This is a genomic window from Caulobacter sp. GW821-FHT10F06 (genome assembly GCF_058809215.1).
In genome coordinates this window covers 289059-304250 of sequence record NZ_JBXASK010000003.1, presented here as the reverse complement: position 1 = coordinate 304250, position 15192 = coordinate 289059, and the positions used below count along the sequence as shown (strand labels likewise).

General features: G+C 65.0%; 18 protein-coding genes and 2 tRNA genes. 18 read left to right on the top strand and 2 right to left on the bottom strand.

The annotated features are described in order from the left end of the window. Nucleotides 1-2 precede the first annotated feature (2 nt). Nucleotides 3-76, bottom strand: a tRNA-Asp gene (locus tag AC1RUS_RS07800). A 72-nt stretch (nucleotides 77-148) separates the two neighbouring features. Beyond that, nucleotides 149-225: transfer RNA gene (locus AC1RUS_RS07795), tRNA-Asp, on the bottom strand. A 200-nt stretch (nucleotides 226-425) separates the two neighbouring features. Here AC1RUS_RS07795 and ndhC point away from each other — a divergent pair. The 18 genes from ndhC (at nucleotide 426) to AC1RUS_RS07705 (ending at nucleotide 15191) form a co-directional block, all read left to right on the top strand. Next, nucleotides 426-803 (top strand): NADH-quinone oxidoreductase subunit A, encoded by a 378-nt coding sequence (gene ndhC / locus AC1RUS_RS07790; RefSeq protein WP_492914720.1) that lies wholly within the window; start codon nucleotides 426-428, stop codon nucleotides 801-803. After that, the gene (locus tag AC1RUS_RS07785) at nucleotides 773-1378 is read left to right on the top strand and encodes a NuoB/complex I 20 kDa subunit family protein (RefSeq protein ID WP_492914718.1); all 606 of its coding nucleotides are present in this window, start codon (nucleotides 773-775) and stop codon (nucleotides 1376-1378) included. The genes ndhC and AC1RUS_RS07785 overlap by 31 nt, the downstream gene beginning before the upstream one ends. Then, nucleotides 1375-1986: an NADH-quinone oxidoreductase subunit C gene (locus AC1RUS_RS07780; RefSeq protein WP_492914716.1), complete on the top strand. Its 612-nt coding sequence runs from the start codon at nucleotides 1375-1377 to the stop codon at nucleotides 1984-1986. The genes AC1RUS_RS07785 and AC1RUS_RS07780 overlap by 4 nt, the downstream gene beginning before the upstream one ends. A gap of 2 nt (nucleotides 1987-1988) precedes the next feature. Then, nucleotides 1989-2390 (top strand): hypothetical protein, encoded by a 402-nt coding sequence (locus AC1RUS_RS07775; protein ID WP_492915290.1) that lies wholly within the window; start codon nucleotides 1989-1991, stop codon nucleotides 2388-2390. Further along, the gene (locus tag AC1RUS_RS07770) at nucleotides 2387-3637 is read left to right on the top strand and encodes an NADH-quinone oxidoreductase subunit D (protein ID WP_492914713.1); all 1251 of its coding nucleotides are present in this window, start codon (nucleotides 2387-2389) and stop codon (nucleotides 3635-3637) included. The genes AC1RUS_RS07775 and AC1RUS_RS07770 overlap by 4 nt, the downstream gene beginning before the upstream one ends. Nucleotides 3638-3639: 2 nt before the next feature. Beyond that, entirely contained in the window at nucleotides 3640-3981 is a 342-nt protein-coding gene (locus AC1RUS_RS07765) for a nuclear transport factor 2 family protein (protein ID WP_492915288.1), read from the top strand. A 10-nt stretch (nucleotides 3982-3991) separates the two neighbouring features. Continuing rightward, on the top strand, nucleotides 3992-4678 hold the full coding sequence (gene nuoE, locus AC1RUS_RS07760) for an NADH-quinone oxidoreductase subunit NuoE (protein ID WP_492914711.1): 687 nt from the start codon (nucleotides 3992-3994) through the stop codon (nucleotides 4676-4678). Beyond that, entirely contained in the window at nucleotides 4678-4905 is a 228-nt protein-coding gene (locus AC1RUS_RS07755) for a hypothetical protein (protein ID WP_492914709.1), read from the top strand. The genes nuoE and AC1RUS_RS07755 overlap by 1 nt, the downstream gene beginning before the upstream one ends. Further along, nucleotides 4902-5168 carry a hypothetical protein gene (locus AC1RUS_RS07750; RefSeq protein WP_492914707.1) on the top strand — a complete coding sequence of 89 codons (267 nt, stop codon included), beginning with the start codon at nucleotides 4902-4904 and terminating at the stop codon, nucleotides 5166-5168. Before AC1RUS_RS07755 ends, AC1RUS_RS07750 begins: the two co-directional genes overlap by 4 nt. 3 nt (nucleotides 5169-5171) lie before the next feature. Next, nucleotides 5172-6491 carry an NADH-quinone oxidoreductase subunit NuoF gene (nuoF, locus tag AC1RUS_RS07745; RefSeq protein ID WP_492914705.1) on the top strand — a complete coding sequence of 440 codons (1320 nt, stop codon included), beginning with the start codon at nucleotides 5172-5174 and terminating at the stop codon, nucleotides 6489-6491. 5 nt (nucleotides 6492-6496) lie between these two features. Further along, nucleotides 6497-8557 carry an NADH-quinone oxidoreductase subunit NuoG gene (gene nuoG / locus AC1RUS_RS07740; protein WP_492914703.1) on the top strand — a complete coding sequence of 687 codons (2061 nt, stop codon included), beginning with the start codon at nucleotides 6497-6499 and terminating at the stop codon, nucleotides 8555-8557. A gap of 5 nt (nucleotides 8558-8562) precedes the next feature. Further along, a complete protein-coding gene (gene nuoH, locus AC1RUS_RS07735) occupies nucleotides 8563-9630 on the top strand; it encodes an NADH-quinone oxidoreductase subunit NuoH (RefSeq protein ID WP_492914701.1) in 1068 nt (355 codons plus the stop codon). Beyond that, nucleotides 9630-9872: a hypothetical protein gene (locus AC1RUS_RS07730; RefSeq protein WP_492914698.1), complete on the top strand. Its 243-nt coding sequence runs from the start codon at nucleotides 9630-9632 to the stop codon at nucleotides 9870-9872. Before nuoH ends, AC1RUS_RS07730 begins: the two co-directional genes overlap by 1 nt. A 237-nt stretch (nucleotides 9873-10109) precedes the next feature. Continuing rightward, nucleotides 10110-10601 carry an NADH-quinone oxidoreductase subunit NuoI gene (gene nuoI / locus AC1RUS_RS07725; RefSeq protein ID WP_056051151.1) on the top strand — a complete coding sequence of 164 codons (492 nt, stop codon included), beginning with the start codon at nucleotides 10110-10112 and terminating at the stop codon, nucleotides 10599-10601. Nucleotides 10602-10682: 81 nt separating this feature from the next. After that, nucleotides 10683-11300 carry an NADH-quinone oxidoreductase subunit J gene (locus AC1RUS_RS07720; RefSeq protein WP_492914696.1) on the top strand — a complete coding sequence of 206 codons (618 nt, stop codon included), beginning with the start codon at nucleotides 10683-10685 and terminating at the stop codon, nucleotides 11298-11300. Beyond that, entirely contained in the window at nucleotides 11297-11602 is a 306-nt protein-coding gene (gene nuoK, locus AC1RUS_RS07715) for an NADH-quinone oxidoreductase subunit NuoK (protein ID WP_492914694.1), read from the top strand. The genes AC1RUS_RS07720 and nuoK overlap by 4 nt, the downstream gene beginning before the upstream one ends. Before the next feature lie 8 nt (nucleotides 11603-11610). Further along, a complete protein-coding gene (gene nuoL / locus AC1RUS_RS07710) occupies nucleotides 11611-13692 on the top strand; it encodes an NADH-quinone oxidoreductase subunit L (protein WP_492914692.1) in 2082 nt (693 codons plus the stop codon). Beyond that, a complete protein-coding gene (locus AC1RUS_RS07705) occupies nucleotides 13689-15191 on the top strand; it encodes an NADH-quinone oxidoreductase subunit M (protein ID WP_492914690.1) in 1503 nt (500 codons plus the stop codon). The genes nuoL and AC1RUS_RS07705 overlap by 4 nt, the downstream gene beginning before the upstream one ends. Nucleotide 15192 lies beyond the last annotated feature (1 nt).

The window sequence follows — 15192 nt, the reverse complement described above, 5'->3', positions numbered from 1 at the left end:
GGCGCGAATGACGGGACTTGAACCCGCGACCTCCGGCGTGACAGGCCGGCGCTCTAACCAACTGAGCTACATCCGCATCGTGCGCGAGGCGCGACATCGTCCGTATTCACCGGGGCGGGGAAGCAAAACCACCCTGCTTGAAAGGGGGTGGCGCGAATGACGGGACTTGAACCCGCGACCTCCGGCGTGACAGGCCGGCGCTCTAACCAACTGAGCTACATCCGCATTGACCCTTCGCCGAAGCGAAAGTGCGACCCGCCCTGCGGCGAGGGGCGTCTGATATGTCGGGCGCGGAGGCGTGTCAACGGCCATGTCGCCGAACCTGTGGATGAGCAGTAGTTGCGATCGTTTCTCAATGTGCCGCAGGCGTTTGAAGCGTCGGCGGCAGTGGGCTACAACCCGCTCGATTCAAGCCAAGGGCTGTCATGAACGCCTTCCTCCTCCAGTACCTGCCGATCGTGATCTTCCTAGGGATCGCGGCGGTCATCGGCATCGCCTTCATCGCGGCCGCCGCCGTGCTCGCGCCCAAGGCGCCGGACCCGGAAAAGCTGTCCGCCTACGAATGCGGCTTCAACGCCTTCGACGATGCGCGCATGAAGTTCGACGTCCGGTTCTATCTGGTCTCGATCCTCTTCATCATCTTCGACCTGGAAGTGGCGTTCCTGTTCCCCTGGGCCGTCAGCCTGATGAAACTGCCGCATGAAGCGGCGGCCTTCGCCTTCTGGTCGATGTTGACCTTCCTGGGCGTCCTGACCGTCGGCTTTATCTATGAATGGAAGAAGGGCGCCCTCGAATGGGAGTGATCGTTCCCGCCAACAGCTCGCCCCTCGTTCCCGCTGGCTCGGCCGGCCGGTCGACGGTGCAAGGCTATGACCCCAAGCTGCACGATCCGTTCTTCGACGGCATCTCGGGCCAGCTCGCGGACAAGGGCTTCATCACGGCCGCCGCCGACGACCTGATCACCTGGGCCCGCACCGGCTCGTTGATGTGGATGACGTTCGGCCTAGCGTGCTGCGCCGTCGAGATGATGCACTCGGCCATGCCGCGCTACGACCTGGAGCGCTACGGCTTCGCGCCGCGCGCCAGCCCGCGTCAGAGCGACGTGATGATCGTCGCCGGCACCCTGACCAACAAGATGGCTCCGGCTCTGCGCAAGGTCTACGACCAGATGCCCGAGCCGCGCTACGTCATCTCGATGGGCAGCTGCGCCAATGGCGGCGGCTACTACTATTACAGCTACAGCGTCGTTCGCGGCTGCGATCGCGTGGTGCCGGTGGACATCTATGTCCCAGGCTGCCCGCCGACCGCCGAGGCCCTGGTCTATGGCGTGCTGCAGCTGCAGAAGAAGATTCGTCGTACGGGGACGATCGAGCGATGAGCGAAGCCCTCGAACTCCTGGGTCAGGACATCGTCGCCCGCGCGCCCGGCGTGCTGGGCCACTCGGTGGCGTTCGGCGAGCTGACCGTCGTCGCTCGTTCGGCGACGATCATCGACACCCTGATCTTCCTGCGTGACGATGCGGCCTGCCGCTTCCACCAGCTGATCGATCTGGCCGGCGTGGACTATCCCGAGCGGGCCGCCCGTTTCGACGTCGTCTACCACATGCTGTCGCTGGTGAAGAACCATCGCATCCGCGTGAAGGTCTCGACCGACGAGGACACCCCGGTGCCGTCGATCACCCCGGTGTTCGCGGTCGCCGACTGGTTCGAGCGCGAAGCGTTCGACATGTACGGCATCTTCTTCGAAGGTCATCCGGACTTGCGCCGGATCCTGACCGACTACGGCTTCCACGGGCATCCGCTGCGGAAGGACTTCCCGATGACGGGTTACGTGGAGGTTCGTTATGACGACGAGCTGAAGCGCGTCGTCTATGAACCTGTAAAGATTACCGAGTTCCGTGCGTTCGATTTCCTCTCCCCCTGGGAAGGTGCGAAGTACGCCCTGCCCGGCGACGAGAAGGCCGAGAAGAGAGCAGGGGATGCTTGATCATGGGTCTGCGCAGGCCGACGTTCCGTTCAGCCACCGCGTTTTTTCTGGTGACGTTCTCCACCGCGTTCCTGATGACCATCGGCATGAGGCTGACGGGCTGGTTCACACGTGCGCCGCAGATCTCGACGGAGCAGAACAAGGGCCTGGGCATCGCGATCATGATCGCGGTCATGACCTTGGCGATCGGGGCGGGGCTCCGGCGCATGGAAATCGCGGAGCTGCGCAGCGCGCTGCTCGGCGCGGCCTCCGTGCTGCTGGCCTTGCCGCTGTCGCAAGCGGCGATCTCCCAGTCCTGGGACGTCGCCACCACCATCATAACGCTGCTGGGCGTGGTTCTGCTGATGGCAGGACTGCTGGTTTCGCTCAGCATCGAGCAGCGTAAGGAAGGCCAGGAACCATGACCGGCCAAAACTCGCCCGCCGCGGCGACCGACTTCTTCCGCGATGAACCGACCGTTCCGGCCATTCCGGAAACGCCGGTCCGCAAGTTCAACATCAACTTCGGCCCGCAACACCCGGCCGCGCACGGCGTGCTGCGCCTGGTGCTGGAGCTGGACGGCGAAATCGTCGAACGCGTCGATCCGCACATCGGCCTGCTGCACCGCGGCACCGAGAAGCTGATGGAGGCGCGCACCTATCTGCAGAACATCCCGTACTTCGACCGCCTCGACTACGTGGCGCCGATGAACCAGGAGCACGCGTTCTGCCTGGCCATCGAGAAGCTGCTGGGCGTCGAGGTGCCGCGTCGCGGTTCGCTGATCCGGGTGCTGTACGCGGAAATCGGCCGGATCCTGAACCACCTGCTGAACGTGACGACCCAGGCCATGGACGTCGGCGCCCTGACGCCGCCGCTCTGGGGCTTCGAGGAGCGCGAGAAGCTGATGGTGTTCTACGAGCGCGCCTGCGGCGCTCGCCTGCACTCAAACTACTTCCGTCCGGGCGGCGTGCACCAGGACCTGCCGCCGCAGCTGATCGAGGACATCGACGACTGGGCCAAGGCGTTCCCGAAGGTCTGCGACGACATCGAAGGGCTGATCACCGACAACCGCATCTTCAAGCAGCGCAACGTCGACATCGGCGTGGTGACGCGCGAAGAAGCGATCGAGTGGGGCTTCTCGGGCGTGATGGTGCGCGGTTCGGGCATCGCCTGGGACCTGCGTCGCAACCAGTCCTACGAGTGCTACGACGAGTTCGAATTCGACATCCCGCTGGGCAAGAACGGCGACTGCTACGATCGCTACCTGTGCCGCATGCAGGAGATGCGCGAGTCGACGAAGATCATCCGTCAGGCCTGCGACCTGCTGCGCAAGACGCCGGGTCCGGTGATGACCGAGGACAACAAGGTCGCCCCGCCCCGCCGCGCCGAGATGAAGCGCTCGATGGAAGCCCTGATCCATCACTTCAAGCTCTACACCGAAGGCTTCCGCACGCCGGCCGGCGAGGTCTATGCCTGCGTCGAGGCCCCCAAGGGCGAGTTCGGCGTGTTCGTGGTCTCGGACGGCACCAACAAGCCGTACCGCTGCAAGATCCGCGCGCCGGGCTTCCCGCACCTGGCGGCCATGGACTGGATGAACCGCGGTCACCAGCTGGCCGACGTCTCGGCCATCCTGGGCTCGCTGGACATCGTGTTCGGGGAGATCGATCGTTGAGCCTGCCCGATAGCTCGCTTGAAAGCATCGCCCAGGCCCAGCTGGACGCCTATAACGCCCAGGACCTGGACGCCCACTGCGCCCATTTCGCCGATGACGTCGTCGTCGGCGGCCTGAACGGCGAGGTGGCGCGCACCGGGATCGAGGCCTATCGGGCCTGGTACGAGAAGGTCTTCGCCGACTTTCCCGGCAACAAGGCCAAGCTTCTCAACCGCATCGTGGTGGGCGCGAACGTGATCGATCACGAGCACGTCGACCGCGGTAACGGCGATCCGACCTTCGAGGTCGCCGCCATCTACACCTTCAAGGGCGACAAGATCGTCCGCGTGGATTTCGCACGATGAGCGCCCCCCAATGAGCGTGAGACGACTCGCCAAGGAACAGCCCGCCAGCTTCGCCTTCTCCAAGGAAAGCCAGGCCAAGGCCGACTGGTGGAAAGCCAAGTACCCCGCCGAGCGCAAGCAATCGACGGTGATCCCGATGCTCTGGCTAGCCCAGAAGCAGGAAGGCTGGATTTCCGAGCCCGCGATCCAGGAGATCGCCAAGCAGCTTGAGATGCCCGTCATCCGCGTGCTGGAAGTCGCGACCTTCTACGTGATGTTCCAGCTGCAGCCGGTCGGCAAGGTCGCCTTCGTGCAGCTGTGCGGCACCACGCCCTGCCAGCTGCGCGGCGCTTTGGACCTGCGCAAGGTGCTGAAGGACAAGATCGGCGACGCCAACCACGTCTCGGCGGACGGCAAGTTCAGCTGGGAAGAGGTCGAGTGCCTGGGCGCGTGCTGCAACGCCCCGATGGCCGCCATCAACGACTACTACTACGAAGACCTGACGCCGGAGAGCCTGGCCCAGATCCTCGACGACTTCGCCGCCGGCAAGTCGCCCAAGCCGGGCAGCTATGAAGGCCGTGGCGCGTCGGAGCCCAAGGACGCGATCAAGACCCTGACCGACCCGAAGCTGTACGACGGCTCGCTGGCCAAGAAGATCAAGATCCCGAACCTGCCCGAAAAGCCCAAGAAGGCCCCGAAGACGGAGCCGACCGCCTGATGAACGCTGACGCCGTCCTTCAGAAGAAGCGACTGACCGCGATGCTCGCCATCGACGCGGTCTGCTTCCTGCTGGCCGGCGCGGCGATCATCGGTCACGTGGCCTTCCAGATCGGCTGGCTGCTGCCGGCCTTCCTGGTCCTGGTCGCGGCGGGTTTGGCTGCGCAGATCTGGTTCGTCCTGGGCTGGATGCGCGCCGTGAAGGCGGAAGAGGGGGCTTCGTCATGATCGACGACAGCCCCCTGAACACCCGCCGCGCGGCCTATGCCGATACGATTCGAAACCTGGGCCGCCGCGAGCGCGGCGTCGGTTTCGTGGCCTGCCTGGTCGGAGCCTTGCTTCTGGTCTGGGGCCGAACGGTCGCCGGCGCGCCTTTCTGGGCCGTCGTCGCCGGTCTTCTGGGGATTGCCGCCGGTTGGCTGCTTTTCGCCTATGTCATCATTCGTCGGACGCGCTATGTGCGCGCCCATCCATTCGATCCGCAAAGCTGAGTCATGGTCGGTATCCTCGAAGACAAGGACCGCATCTTCACGAACCTCTACGGTCTCCATGATTGGGGCCTGGAAGGCGCGAAGAAGCGCGGCTGCTGGAATGGCACCAAGGACATCCTGGACGCGGGTCGCGACTGGATCATCGACAACATGAAGAACTCCGGCCTGCGCGGCCGGGGCGGGGCGGGCTTCGGTACCGGCCTGAAGTGGTCGTTCATGCCCAAGGAAGTGAAGGACGGTCGTCCGCACTACCTGGTCGTCAACGCCGACGAATCCGAGCCGGGCACCTGCAAGGACCGGGAGATCATGCGGCACGATCCGCACCTCCTGATCGAAGGCTGCCTGATCGCCTCGCGCGCCATGCTGGCCCACGCCTGCTACATCTACATTCGCGGCGAATACGTCCGCGAGCGCGAGGTTCTGGAAGAAGCCATCAAGCAGGCCTACGAGGCCAAGCTGATCGGCAAGAACAACATCCACGGCTGGGATTTCGATCTCTACGTCCACCACGGCGCCGGCGCCTATATCTGCGGCGAAGAGACGGCCCTGCTGGAAAGCCTCGAAGGCAAGAAGGGCCAGCCGCGCCTGAAGCCGCCGTTCCCGGCCGGCGCGGGCCTGTATGGCATGCCCACGACCGTCAACAACGTCGAGAGCATCGCCGTCGCGGGCACGATCCTGCGTCGCGGCGCGGCCTGGTTCGCGGGCTTTGGCCGTCCGAACAACGCCGGCACCAAGCTCTTCTGCGTCAGCGGGCACGTGAACCTGCCCTGCAACGTCGAAGAGGCGATGAGCATCCCGTTCCGCCAGCTGATGGAAGACCACTGCGGCGGCATTCGCGGCGGCTGGGGCAACCTGAAGGCCGTCATCCCGGGCGGTTCGTCCGTGCCGATGATCCCGGCCGAGCAGTGCGAAGACCTGCCCATGGACTTCGACGCCCTGCGCAATCTGAAGTCGGGTCTGGGCACCGCGGCCGTCATCGTCATGGACAAGTCCACCGACCTGGTCCGCGCCATCGCCCGCCTGTCGTACTTCTACAAGCACGAGAGCTGCGGCCAGTGCACGCCTTGCCGCGAAGGCACCGGCTGGATGTGGCGGGTCATGGAGCGCATGGCCACCGGCGAGGCCGACCCGAAAGAGATCGACACCCTGCTGGACGTCACGACCCAGGTCGAGGGTCACACCATCTGCGCCCTGGGCGACGCGGCCGCCTGGCCGATCCAGGGCCTGTTCCGTCACTTCCGCCACGAGGTGGAGGACCGGATCGCATCCTATCGTAGCGGTCGCCTGCACGTGCAGGGCGCCAAGCTGATCGCGGCGGAGTAACAAGCATGGCTATCGCCAAGGTCAACGGCGTCGAGGTCGAGTTCGAGCCCGGCATGACGGTTCTGCAGGTCGCGGAACTGGCTGGGGAAGAGATCCCGCGCTTCTGCTATCACGAGCGTCTCAGCATCGCCGGCAACTGCCGGATGTGCCTGGTCGAGGTGAAGCCCGGTCCGCCGAAGCCGCAGGCGTCGTGCGCCCTGCCGGCCGCCGAGGGCCAGGAGATCTTCACCAAGACCCCGATGGTCAAGAAGGCCCGCGAAGGGGTGATGGAGTTCCTGCTCATCAACCACCCGCTGGATTGCCCGATCTGCGACCAGGGCGGCGAGTGCGATCTGCAGGACCAGGCCATGGGCTATGGCCGCGACGACAGCCGCTATGAAGAGAACAAGCGCGCGGTCGAAGAGAAGGCGATGGGCCCGCTCATCAAGACCGTGATGACGCGCTGCATCCAATGCACGCGCTGCGTCCGCTTCATCACCGAAGTCGCGGGCTCGCCGGAAATCGGCCTGATCTCGCGCGGCGAAGACGTTGAAATCACGACCTATCTTGGCGCGGCGGTGACGTCGGAACTGTCGGCCAACGTGATCGACCTCTGCCCGGTCGGCGCCCTGACCTCCAAGCCCTACGCCTTCGAGGCGCGGCCCTGGGAGCTGAAGAAGACCGAGAGCATTGACGTCATGGACGCGCTGGGCTCGGCGATCCGCGTCGACAGCCGCGCCGCCGCGGTGCTTCGTGTGCTGCCGCGCGTCAACGAGGACGTCAACGAGGAGTGGATCTCCGACAAGACGCGCTACGCCGTCGATGGCCTGCAGCGTCAGCGTCTGGACCGTCCGTACGTCCGCGTCGGCGGCCGCCTGCAACCGGCGACCTGGGGTCAGGCCTTCGCGGCCGTAGCCGAAAAGATCAAGGCGACCGCGCCCGAGCGCATCGGCGTCATCGCCGGCGACCTGCAGGACGCCGAGAGCCTGAAGGCCACCAAGGACCTCTTCACCGCCCTGGGCGTGAAGAACCTCGACGCCCGCCAGGACGGCGTGGCGCTGGGTGAGGGGTCGCGAGAGAGCTGGCTGTTCAACTCGACCATCGCCGGTCTCGAGAACGCCGACGTCGTGCTGCTGGTCGGCACGAACCCGCGCGTCGAGGCTCCGGTGCTGAACACCCGCCTGCGCAAGCAATGGCTGGCCGGCAAGGTGCGCATCGGCGTGATCGGCGAGCAGGGCGACCTGACCTACGATTACGACTACCTGGGCGCGGGCACGAAGAGCCTGTCGGGCCTGGCCAAGAGCAAGTCCGACTTCGTCGCCGCGCTGAAGAACGCCGAGCGTCCCGCCATCATCGTCGGTCAGGGCGCCCTGACCCGCGCCGACGGCGCCGCCGTGCTGAAGGCGGCCGCTGGCGTGGCCAAGACGTTCAACGTCGTGAAGGCCGGCTGGAACGGCTGGAACGTGCTGCACACCGCCGCCGCGCGCGTCGCGGGCCTCGACATGGGTTTCGTCCCTGCCGAGGGCGGCTTGACCGCCGGCCAGATGCTGAAGCCGGGCGCGCTGGACGTGCTGTTCCTGCTGGGCGCCGACGAGTGCGAAACCGCCGCGTCTGACGCCTTCAAGATCTATCTCGGCACCCACGGCGACGCCGGCGCGCACAAGGCCGACGTCATCCTTCCAGGCGCGGCCTATACGGAAAAGAACGGCCTCTATGTGAACACCGAAGGCCGCGTCCAGATGGGCGAGCGGGCGGTGTTCCCGAAGGGCGAGGCCAAGGAAGACTGGTCGATCCTGCGGGCCCTGTCGGAAATCCTCGGCCACAAGCTGCCCTATGACAGCCTGGACCAACTGCGCGCCAAGCTGTTCGCCGACCACCCGACCTTCGGCCAGATCGACTTCGCGCCGGGTTCGATCCCGACCGTGTTCGACATCGCGGCCGTCGGCGGCGCCGGCGAACTGGCCGACACGCCGTTCGAGAACGCCATCAAGGCCTTCCACCTGACCAACCCCATCGCGCGCGCCAGCGTGACCATGGCCGAATGCGCGGCCACGGTTTCGGGCGCGGCCAAGATCGCGGCGGAGTAGGGCCGATGAGCGCTTTCTTCTCGAACCCCGCGGTCTCCTGGACCCTGCTGACCACCGGCGGCATCCTGCTGGTGGTGATCTGGGTGCTGCTGAGCCTGGCCTTCTTGCTGCTGGCCGACCGCAAGATCTGGGCCGGCGTGCAGATGCGCAAGGGCCCCAACGTGGTGGGTCCGTTCGGCCTGCTGCAGTCCTTCGCCGACTTCTTCAAGTTCGTGCTGAAGGAAATCATCATCCCCGCCGGCGCCGACAAGGTCGTCTTCATGCTGGCGCCGCTGCTGAGCCTGGTGCTCGGCTTCGTCGGCTGGGCGGTCGTGCCGTTCGCGCCGGGCTGGGTCGTCTCCAACCTGAACGTCGGCATCCTCTACCTGCTGGCGATGAGTTCGCTGGGCGTCTACGGCATCATCATGGGCGGCTGGGCTTCGAACTCGAAGTACCCGTTCCTGGGCGCGCTGCGCTCGGCGGCGCAGATGGTGTCTTACGAAGTCTCGATCGGCCTGATCATCATCACGGTGATCCTTCTGGCCGGTTCGATGAACCTGTCGACCATCGTCGAAGGCCAGTCCGGCTGGTTCTGGAACTGGAACGTCTTCGGCGGCGGCCTGAATAACATCGTGCTGCTGCCGGTGATGGTGGTGGCCATGGGCATGTTCTACATCTCGGCCCTGGCCGAGACGAACCGCCCGCCCTTCGACCTCCCCGAAGCCGAATCCGAACTCGTGGCCGGCTATCAGGTCGAGTACAGCTCGACCCCGTACCTGCTGTTCATGGTCGCTGAGTATTCGAACATCGTCTTGATGTGCGCGATGATCAGCGTCCTGTTCTTCGGCGGCTGGAACCCCGGTTTCCCGACCGAATTCCTGGCCAGCTGGGGCTGGTGGGGCAAGCTGTTCCTGTCGGTCGTGTTCTTCGCCAAGATCTGCTTCTGGTTCTTCATGATCGCCATGGCGAAGGCCATCGTGCCGCGCTACCGCTATGACCAGTTGATGCGCCTGGGCTGGAAGGTGTTCCTGCCGACCTCGCTGGTGCTGGTGGCCCTGGTCGCCGCGTGGCGGGTGTTCGGTGCGGGCGCCTGATGAACCGAAACCTCGCCATAGCCCTGACGGGTCTGGGTCTGATGGCTCTGTCGGCCTGCGCCGACGGCGGCGCCTCCAGCCAGTCCTATTCGCTGGGGCGCGGCGTGGTGAACTATGACGAGCTCCGCCGGGCCGGTGACAAGTGCAAGGCCGACGGCGGAACCCTGCAAGCCAAGCAGGACGGGGGAGACCCCGCCCAGCTCTCGAACTACACCTGCGTCATTCCCAAGGGCGGGAAATGACGCGGGTCTTCCTCCTGGCTGTGGTCGCCGTCGTCGCTTTGACGGGCTGCTCAGTCGGGTGGAGGAAAAACCTGCCTCGGCCGGCCGAAAGGTCGATCGACGAAAAGGTCGAGGCGCGCCGCAAGGAAGACGCCAAGACCAAGGAATGCGTCCTCCGGCAGTCTATCCGGCGGCAACAGATCGAACGGGGTCGCGACGTGCGTCCGATCCCAAAAGAAAAGTGTTAGGAGAGCTCTGGTGTTCCAGCGCATCACGCAAGCGGTCAAGGGCGCGGCCCTTCTCGACTTCGCCGGGGCCTTTGGCCTCGCGATGAAGTACATGATCGCGCCGAAGAAGACCGTGATCTACCCGAACGAGCGCGGCCCGCAGTCGCCGCGTTTCCGGGGCGAGCACGCTCTGCGCCGGTACCCCTCGGGCGAGGAACGCTGCATCGCGTGCAAGCTTTGCGAGGCCATCTGTCCCGCCCAGGCCATCACCATCGAGGCCGAACCGCGCGAGGACGGCAGCCGCCGCACGACCCGCTACGACATCGACATGGTCAAGTGCATCTACTGCGGCCTGTGCCAGGAGGCCTGCCCGGTGGACGCCATCGTGGAAGGTCCGAACATCGAGTTCGCGACCGAAACCCGCGAAGAGCTCTATTACGACAAGGAACGTCTTCTCGATAACGGCGACCGCTGGGAACGCCTGATCGCGAAGAATCTGGAATTGGATGCGCCGTACCGTTAAAGCGGGCCGCGAATCCGGAGTAGGCGTGCGCCGTCGGCGTGCGTCATTGGACTTATAGTTTTCAGGGGAGCACCTGGGCCAATGGCCTTGCAGGCGATCGCTTTCTATTTGCTGGCTTTCATAACGCTGGCGGCGGGTCTTCTCGTCGTCTCGGCGCGAAACCCGGTGCACTCGGTGCTCTTCCTGATCACCGCCTTCTTCTCGGCCGCCGGCCTCTTCGTCCTCTTGGGCGCGGAGTTCCTCGCGATGCTGCTGATCGTCGTCTATGTGGGCGCGGTCGCGGTGCTGTTCCTGTTCGTGGTCATGATGCTGGACGTCGACTTCGAGGAGCTGCGCAAGGGCTTCGCCCAGTACCTGCCGATCGGCGGTCTGGTCGCGGGCGTGCTGACGCTGGAGATGATCTTCGTCGCCGCCACGGTGGCCACGAACGGCAAGGCCGGCCAGAACGCCGCCCCGCTGGCGTCGCCCGTCGGGGTCAGCAACACCGAAGCGATCGGTCGAGTGCTCTATACCGACTACGTCTTCTTCTTCCAGATGGCCGGCCTAGTGCTGCTGGTCGCCATGATCGGCGCCATCGTGCTGACCCTGCGCCACAAGCCGGGCGTCAAGCGCCAGGACATCGGCAAGCAAGTCGCCCGCACGCCGAAGACCGGCATGGAACTGGTTCAGATCAAGCCGGGTGAGGGGATCTCCGAATGATCGGCCTGTCGCACTATCTCGTCGTCGCCGCGATCCTGTTCACGATCGGCGTCTTCGGCATCTTCGTGAACCGCAAGAACATCATCGTCATCCTGATGTCGATCGAGCTGATCCTTCTGGCGGTGAACATCAATCTCGTCGCGTTCTCGGCCTATCTCCACGACGTGGTCGGCCAGATCTTCGCGATGTTCGTGCTGACCGTCGCCGCCGCCGAGGCGGCCGTGGGTCTGGCGATCCTGGTCACCTTCTTCCGAAACCGCGGCGACATCGCGGTTGACGACGCCAGCATGATGAAGGGCTAAGCGACGTCATGCAGACGCTTGTCACCATTATCCTCTTCGCGCCCCTGGTCGGCGCGATCATCGCGGGCCTGTTCGGCCGCCGCATCGGCAACGTCGCCTCTCAGGCGGTGACCACCGGCGGCCTGATCCTGGCCTGCGGTCTGTCCTGGTACACGTTCAGCCAGTGGACCTGGGGCGGGCTCGAGGCCTTCACCGTCCACCTGCTGCCGTTCATCCACATCGGCGACTTCCAGGCCAACTGGTCGATCCGCATCGACGCCCTGTCGGCGGTGATGCTGATCGTGGTGACGACGGTCTCGGCCCTCGTGCACATCTATTCCTGGGGCTACATGGCCGAGGATCCGGACAAGCCCCGGTTCTTCGCCTACCTGTCGCTGTTCACCTTCGCGATGCTGTCGCTGATCAGCGCCGCTGACTTCATGCAGCTGTTCTTCGGCTGGGAAGGCGTGGGCCTGGCCTCGTACCTGCTGATCGGCTTCTGGTTCAAGAAGCCGACCGCCAGCGCCGCCGCCATCAAGGCGTTCGTGGTCAACCGCGTGGGCGACTTCGGCTTCGCCCTGGGCATCATGACCACCTTCTGGGCGTTCGGCACGATCCAGTTCGCCGAGCTGTTCCCGCAGATCGCCAGCCACGCCGGCAAGACCTGGGTGTTCGCGGGCCACACCTTCCCGCTGATGGATATCGCCTGCTTCCTGCTGTTCATCGGCGCGATGGGCAAGTCGGCGCAGTTCTTCCTGCACACCTGGCTGCCGGACGCCATGGAAGGCCCGACCCCGGTCTCGGCCCTGATCCACGCGGCGACCATGGTCACCGCCGGCGTCTACATGCTGTGCCTGCTGTCGCCGATGTTCGAATACGCGCCCGTCGCCAAGAACATCGTCACGGTGATCGGCGCGATCACGGCCCTGTTCGCCGCGACCGTCGGCCTGACCCAGAACGACATCAAGCGCGTCATCGCCTATTCGACCTGCTCGCAGCTGGGCTACATGTTCTTCGCGGCCGGCGTCGGCGCCTACCAGGCGGCGATGTTCCACCTGTTCACCCACGCCTTCTTCAAGGCGCTGCTGTTCCTGGGCGCCGGTTCGGTGATCCACGGCATGCACCACGAGCAGGACATGCGGAAGTACGGCGCCCTGGCCAAGCTGCTGCCGGTGACCTTCATCGCCATGACCATCGGCACCATCGCCATCACGGGCCTCGGCTTCCCGCCGCTGCACCTGGGCTTCGCCGGCTTCTACTCGAAGGACACCATCATCGAGGCGGCCTTCGCGGCCGGCGGTCACAATTCGATCGCCATGTTCGCCTGGGTGATCGGCGTGCTGGTGGCGGGCCTGACCTCGTTCTACTCCTGGCGCCTGGCCTTCTTCACCTTCAACGGCCACGCCCGCTGGGGTCATGACGCCCACGGTCACGACGACCATGCGCACGGCCATGACGACCCCGCCTCGCACGCCCAACTCGAGACGCACGACGAGCCGATCGCGGATGATCATGCGCATGACGATCACGGCCACGGCCATGATCACAAGCCGCACGAAAGCCCGCTGATCATGCTGTTCCCGCTGATCGTGCTGTCTATCGGCGCGGTGTTCGCCGGCTTCGTGTTCACCGACTTCTTCGTGGGTCACCATCAGGAAGAGTTCTGGCGCGGCGCGATCTACAACGCCCCCACCAACCACGTGCTGCACCAGGCCCATGAAGTGGCCGAGTGGGTGAAGTGGAGCCCGTTGATCGCCTCGATCATCGGCCTGTTCGTCGCCTTCTACGTCTACATCTTGAAGGAAGGCCTGGGCGCCAAGCTCGCGGCCCGCAACGGCCCGCTGTACGTGTTCTTCTACAACAAGTGGTTCTTCGACGAGCTCTACGCGGCCACCTTCGTGCGGTTCGCCAAGTTCCTCGGCGACCTGTTCTGGAAGGGCGGCGACCAGAAGATCATCGACGGCCTCGGCCCCGACGGCGTCAGCGCCGTCAGCTACGAGGTCGGCCGCCGGACCGGAAAGATCCAGACCGGCTATGTCTATCACTACGCGTTTGTCATGCTGCTCGGCGTCGCCGGCCTGCTGACCTTCGCCCTGTACGCATTCCGTTGAGGGGGACGGAGCTTATGAGCGGCCTTCTCAGCCTCACCACCTTCGCCCCGCTCGCCGGCGTCGCCATCCTGTTGGCGGTCCGCGCGATCAAGGGCGACAACGCGGCCACCGATACGCTGGCCAAGTGGATCGCTTTGGCGACCACCCTGGTCACCTTCGCGCTGTCGATCGTCCTGGTCGCACAGTTCGACGCCAAGAACCCCGGCTTCCAGTTCGTGGAAGACGTCGCCTGGTTCGCGGGCCTGCACTACCGCATGGGCGTGGACGGGATCTCGATCCTGTTCGTCCTGCTGACCGCCTTCCTGCTGCCGATCTGCATCATCGCCAGCTGGAAGTCCGTCGAGAAGCGGGTCGTCGAATACCTGATCGCCTTCCTGGTGCTGGAGACCCTGGTCATCGGCGTGTTCTGCGCGCTGGACCTGATCCTCTTCTACCTGTTCTTCGAAGGCGGCCTGGTGCCCATGTTCCTGATCATCGGGATCTGGGGCGGCAAGCGTCGCGTCTACGCGGCCTACAAGTTCTTCCTCTACACGCTGCTCGGCTCGGTGCTGATGCTGGCGGCGATCCTGGCGATGATCTCGATCTCGGGCACCTCGTCGATCCCCGACCTGATGCACTTCAAGTTCGCGCCGTGGCTCCAGACCTGGCTGTGGCTGGCCTTCTTCGCCTCGTTCGCGGTGAAGATGCCGATGTGGCCAGTCCACACCTGGCTGCCCGACGCCCACGTCGAAGCGCCGACGGCCGGTTCGGTCATCCTGGCGGGCATCCTGCTGAAGATGGGCGGCTACGGCTTCATGCGCTTCAGCCTGCCGATGTTCCCCAACGCCTCGGAGCTGTTCCAGCCCCTGGTGTTCGCGATGTCGGTGATCGCCATCGTCTACACCTCGCTGGTCGCCTTCCGTCAGACCGACATCAAGAAGCTGATCGCCTATTCGTCGGTCGCCCACATGGGCTTCGTGACCATGGGCATCTTCTCGGGCAACGCGGCGGGCGAGCAGGGCGCCATCTTCCAGATGCTGAGCCACGGGGTGATCTCCGGCGCGCTCTTCCTCTGCGTCGGCGTGGTCTATGACCGCATGCACACCCGCGAGATCGCCTTCTACGGCGGCCTGACCAACCGCATGCCGTGGTACGCCGCGACCTTCATGCTGTTCACCATGGGCAATGTCGGCCTGCCGGGAACCTCGGGCTTCGTCGGGGAAATCCTGACCATGACCGGCGCCTACAAGGCCTCGACCTGGACCGCGATCGTCGCCGCCTCGGGTGTGATCTTCTCGGCCATGTACGCCCTGACCCTGTATCGCCGGGTCATGTTCGGCGAGATCGTCAATCCGGAGCTGAAGACCATCACCGACCTCGACAAGCGCGAGATCCTGATCTTCACGCCGCTGATCATCTCGACCCTGGTGCTCGGCATCTATCCGAATTTCGTGTTCAACCTGACAGCGTCTTCCGTCGACTCGCTGGTCGGCGCCTGGCGCGCCGCCGTGGGCGGGTGAG

Coding starts and splice junctions, on each gene's coding strand:
- ndhC (WP_492914720.1), top strand. CDS start 426: ATGAACGCCTTCCTCCTCCAGTACCTGCCGATCGTGATCTTCCTAGGG.
- AC1RUS_RS07785 (WP_492914718.1), top strand. CDS start 773: ATGGAAGAAGGGCGCCCTCGAATGGGAGTGATCGTTCCCGCCAACAGC.
- AC1RUS_RS07780 (WP_492914716.1), top strand. CDS start 1,375: ATGAGCGAAGCCCTCGAACTCCTGGGTCAGGACATCGTCGCCCGCGCG.
- AC1RUS_RS07775 (WP_492915290.1), top strand. CDS start 1,989: ATGGGTCTGCGCAGGCCGACGTTCCGTTCAGCCACCGCGTTTTTTCTG.
- AC1RUS_RS07770 (WP_492914713.1), top strand. CDS start 2,387: ATGACCGGCCAAAACTCGCCCGCCGCGGCGACCGACTTCTTCCGCGAT.
- nuoE (WP_492914711.1), top strand. CDS start 3,992: ATGAGCGTGAGACGACTCGCCAAGGAACAGCCCGCCAGCTTCGCCTTC.
- AC1RUS_RS07755 (WP_492914709.1), top strand. CDS start 4,678: ATGAACGCTGACGCCGTCCTTCAGAAGAAGCGACTGACCGCGATGCTC.
- AC1RUS_RS07750 (WP_492914707.1), top strand. CDS start 4,902: ATGATCGACGACAGCCCCCTGAACACCCGCCGCGCGGCCTATGCCGAT.
- nuoF (WP_492914705.1), top strand. CDS start 5,172: ATGGTCGGTATCCTCGAAGACAAGGACCGCATCTTCACGAACCTCTAC.
- nuoG (WP_492914703.1), top strand. CDS start 6,497: ATGGCTATCGCCAAGGTCAACGGCGTCGAGGTCGAGTTCGAGCCCGGC.
- nuoH (WP_492914701.1), top strand. CDS start 8,563: ATGAGCGCTTTCTTCTCGAACCCCGCGGTCTCCTGGACCCTGCTGACC.
- AC1RUS_RS07730 (WP_492914698.1), top strand. CDS start 9,630: ATGAACCGAAACCTCGCCATAGCCCTGACGGGTCTGGGTCTGATGGCT.
- AC1RUS_RS07720 (WP_492914696.1), top strand. CDS start 10,683: ATGGCCTTGCAGGCGATCGCTTTCTATTTGCTGGCTTTCATAACGCTG.
- nuoK (WP_492914694.1), top strand. CDS start 11,297: ATGATCGGCCTGTCGCACTATCTCGTCGTCGCCGCGATCCTGTTCACG.
- nuoL (WP_492914692.1), top strand. CDS start 11,611: ATGCAGACGCTTGTCACCATTATCCTCTTCGCGCCCCTGGTCGGCGCG.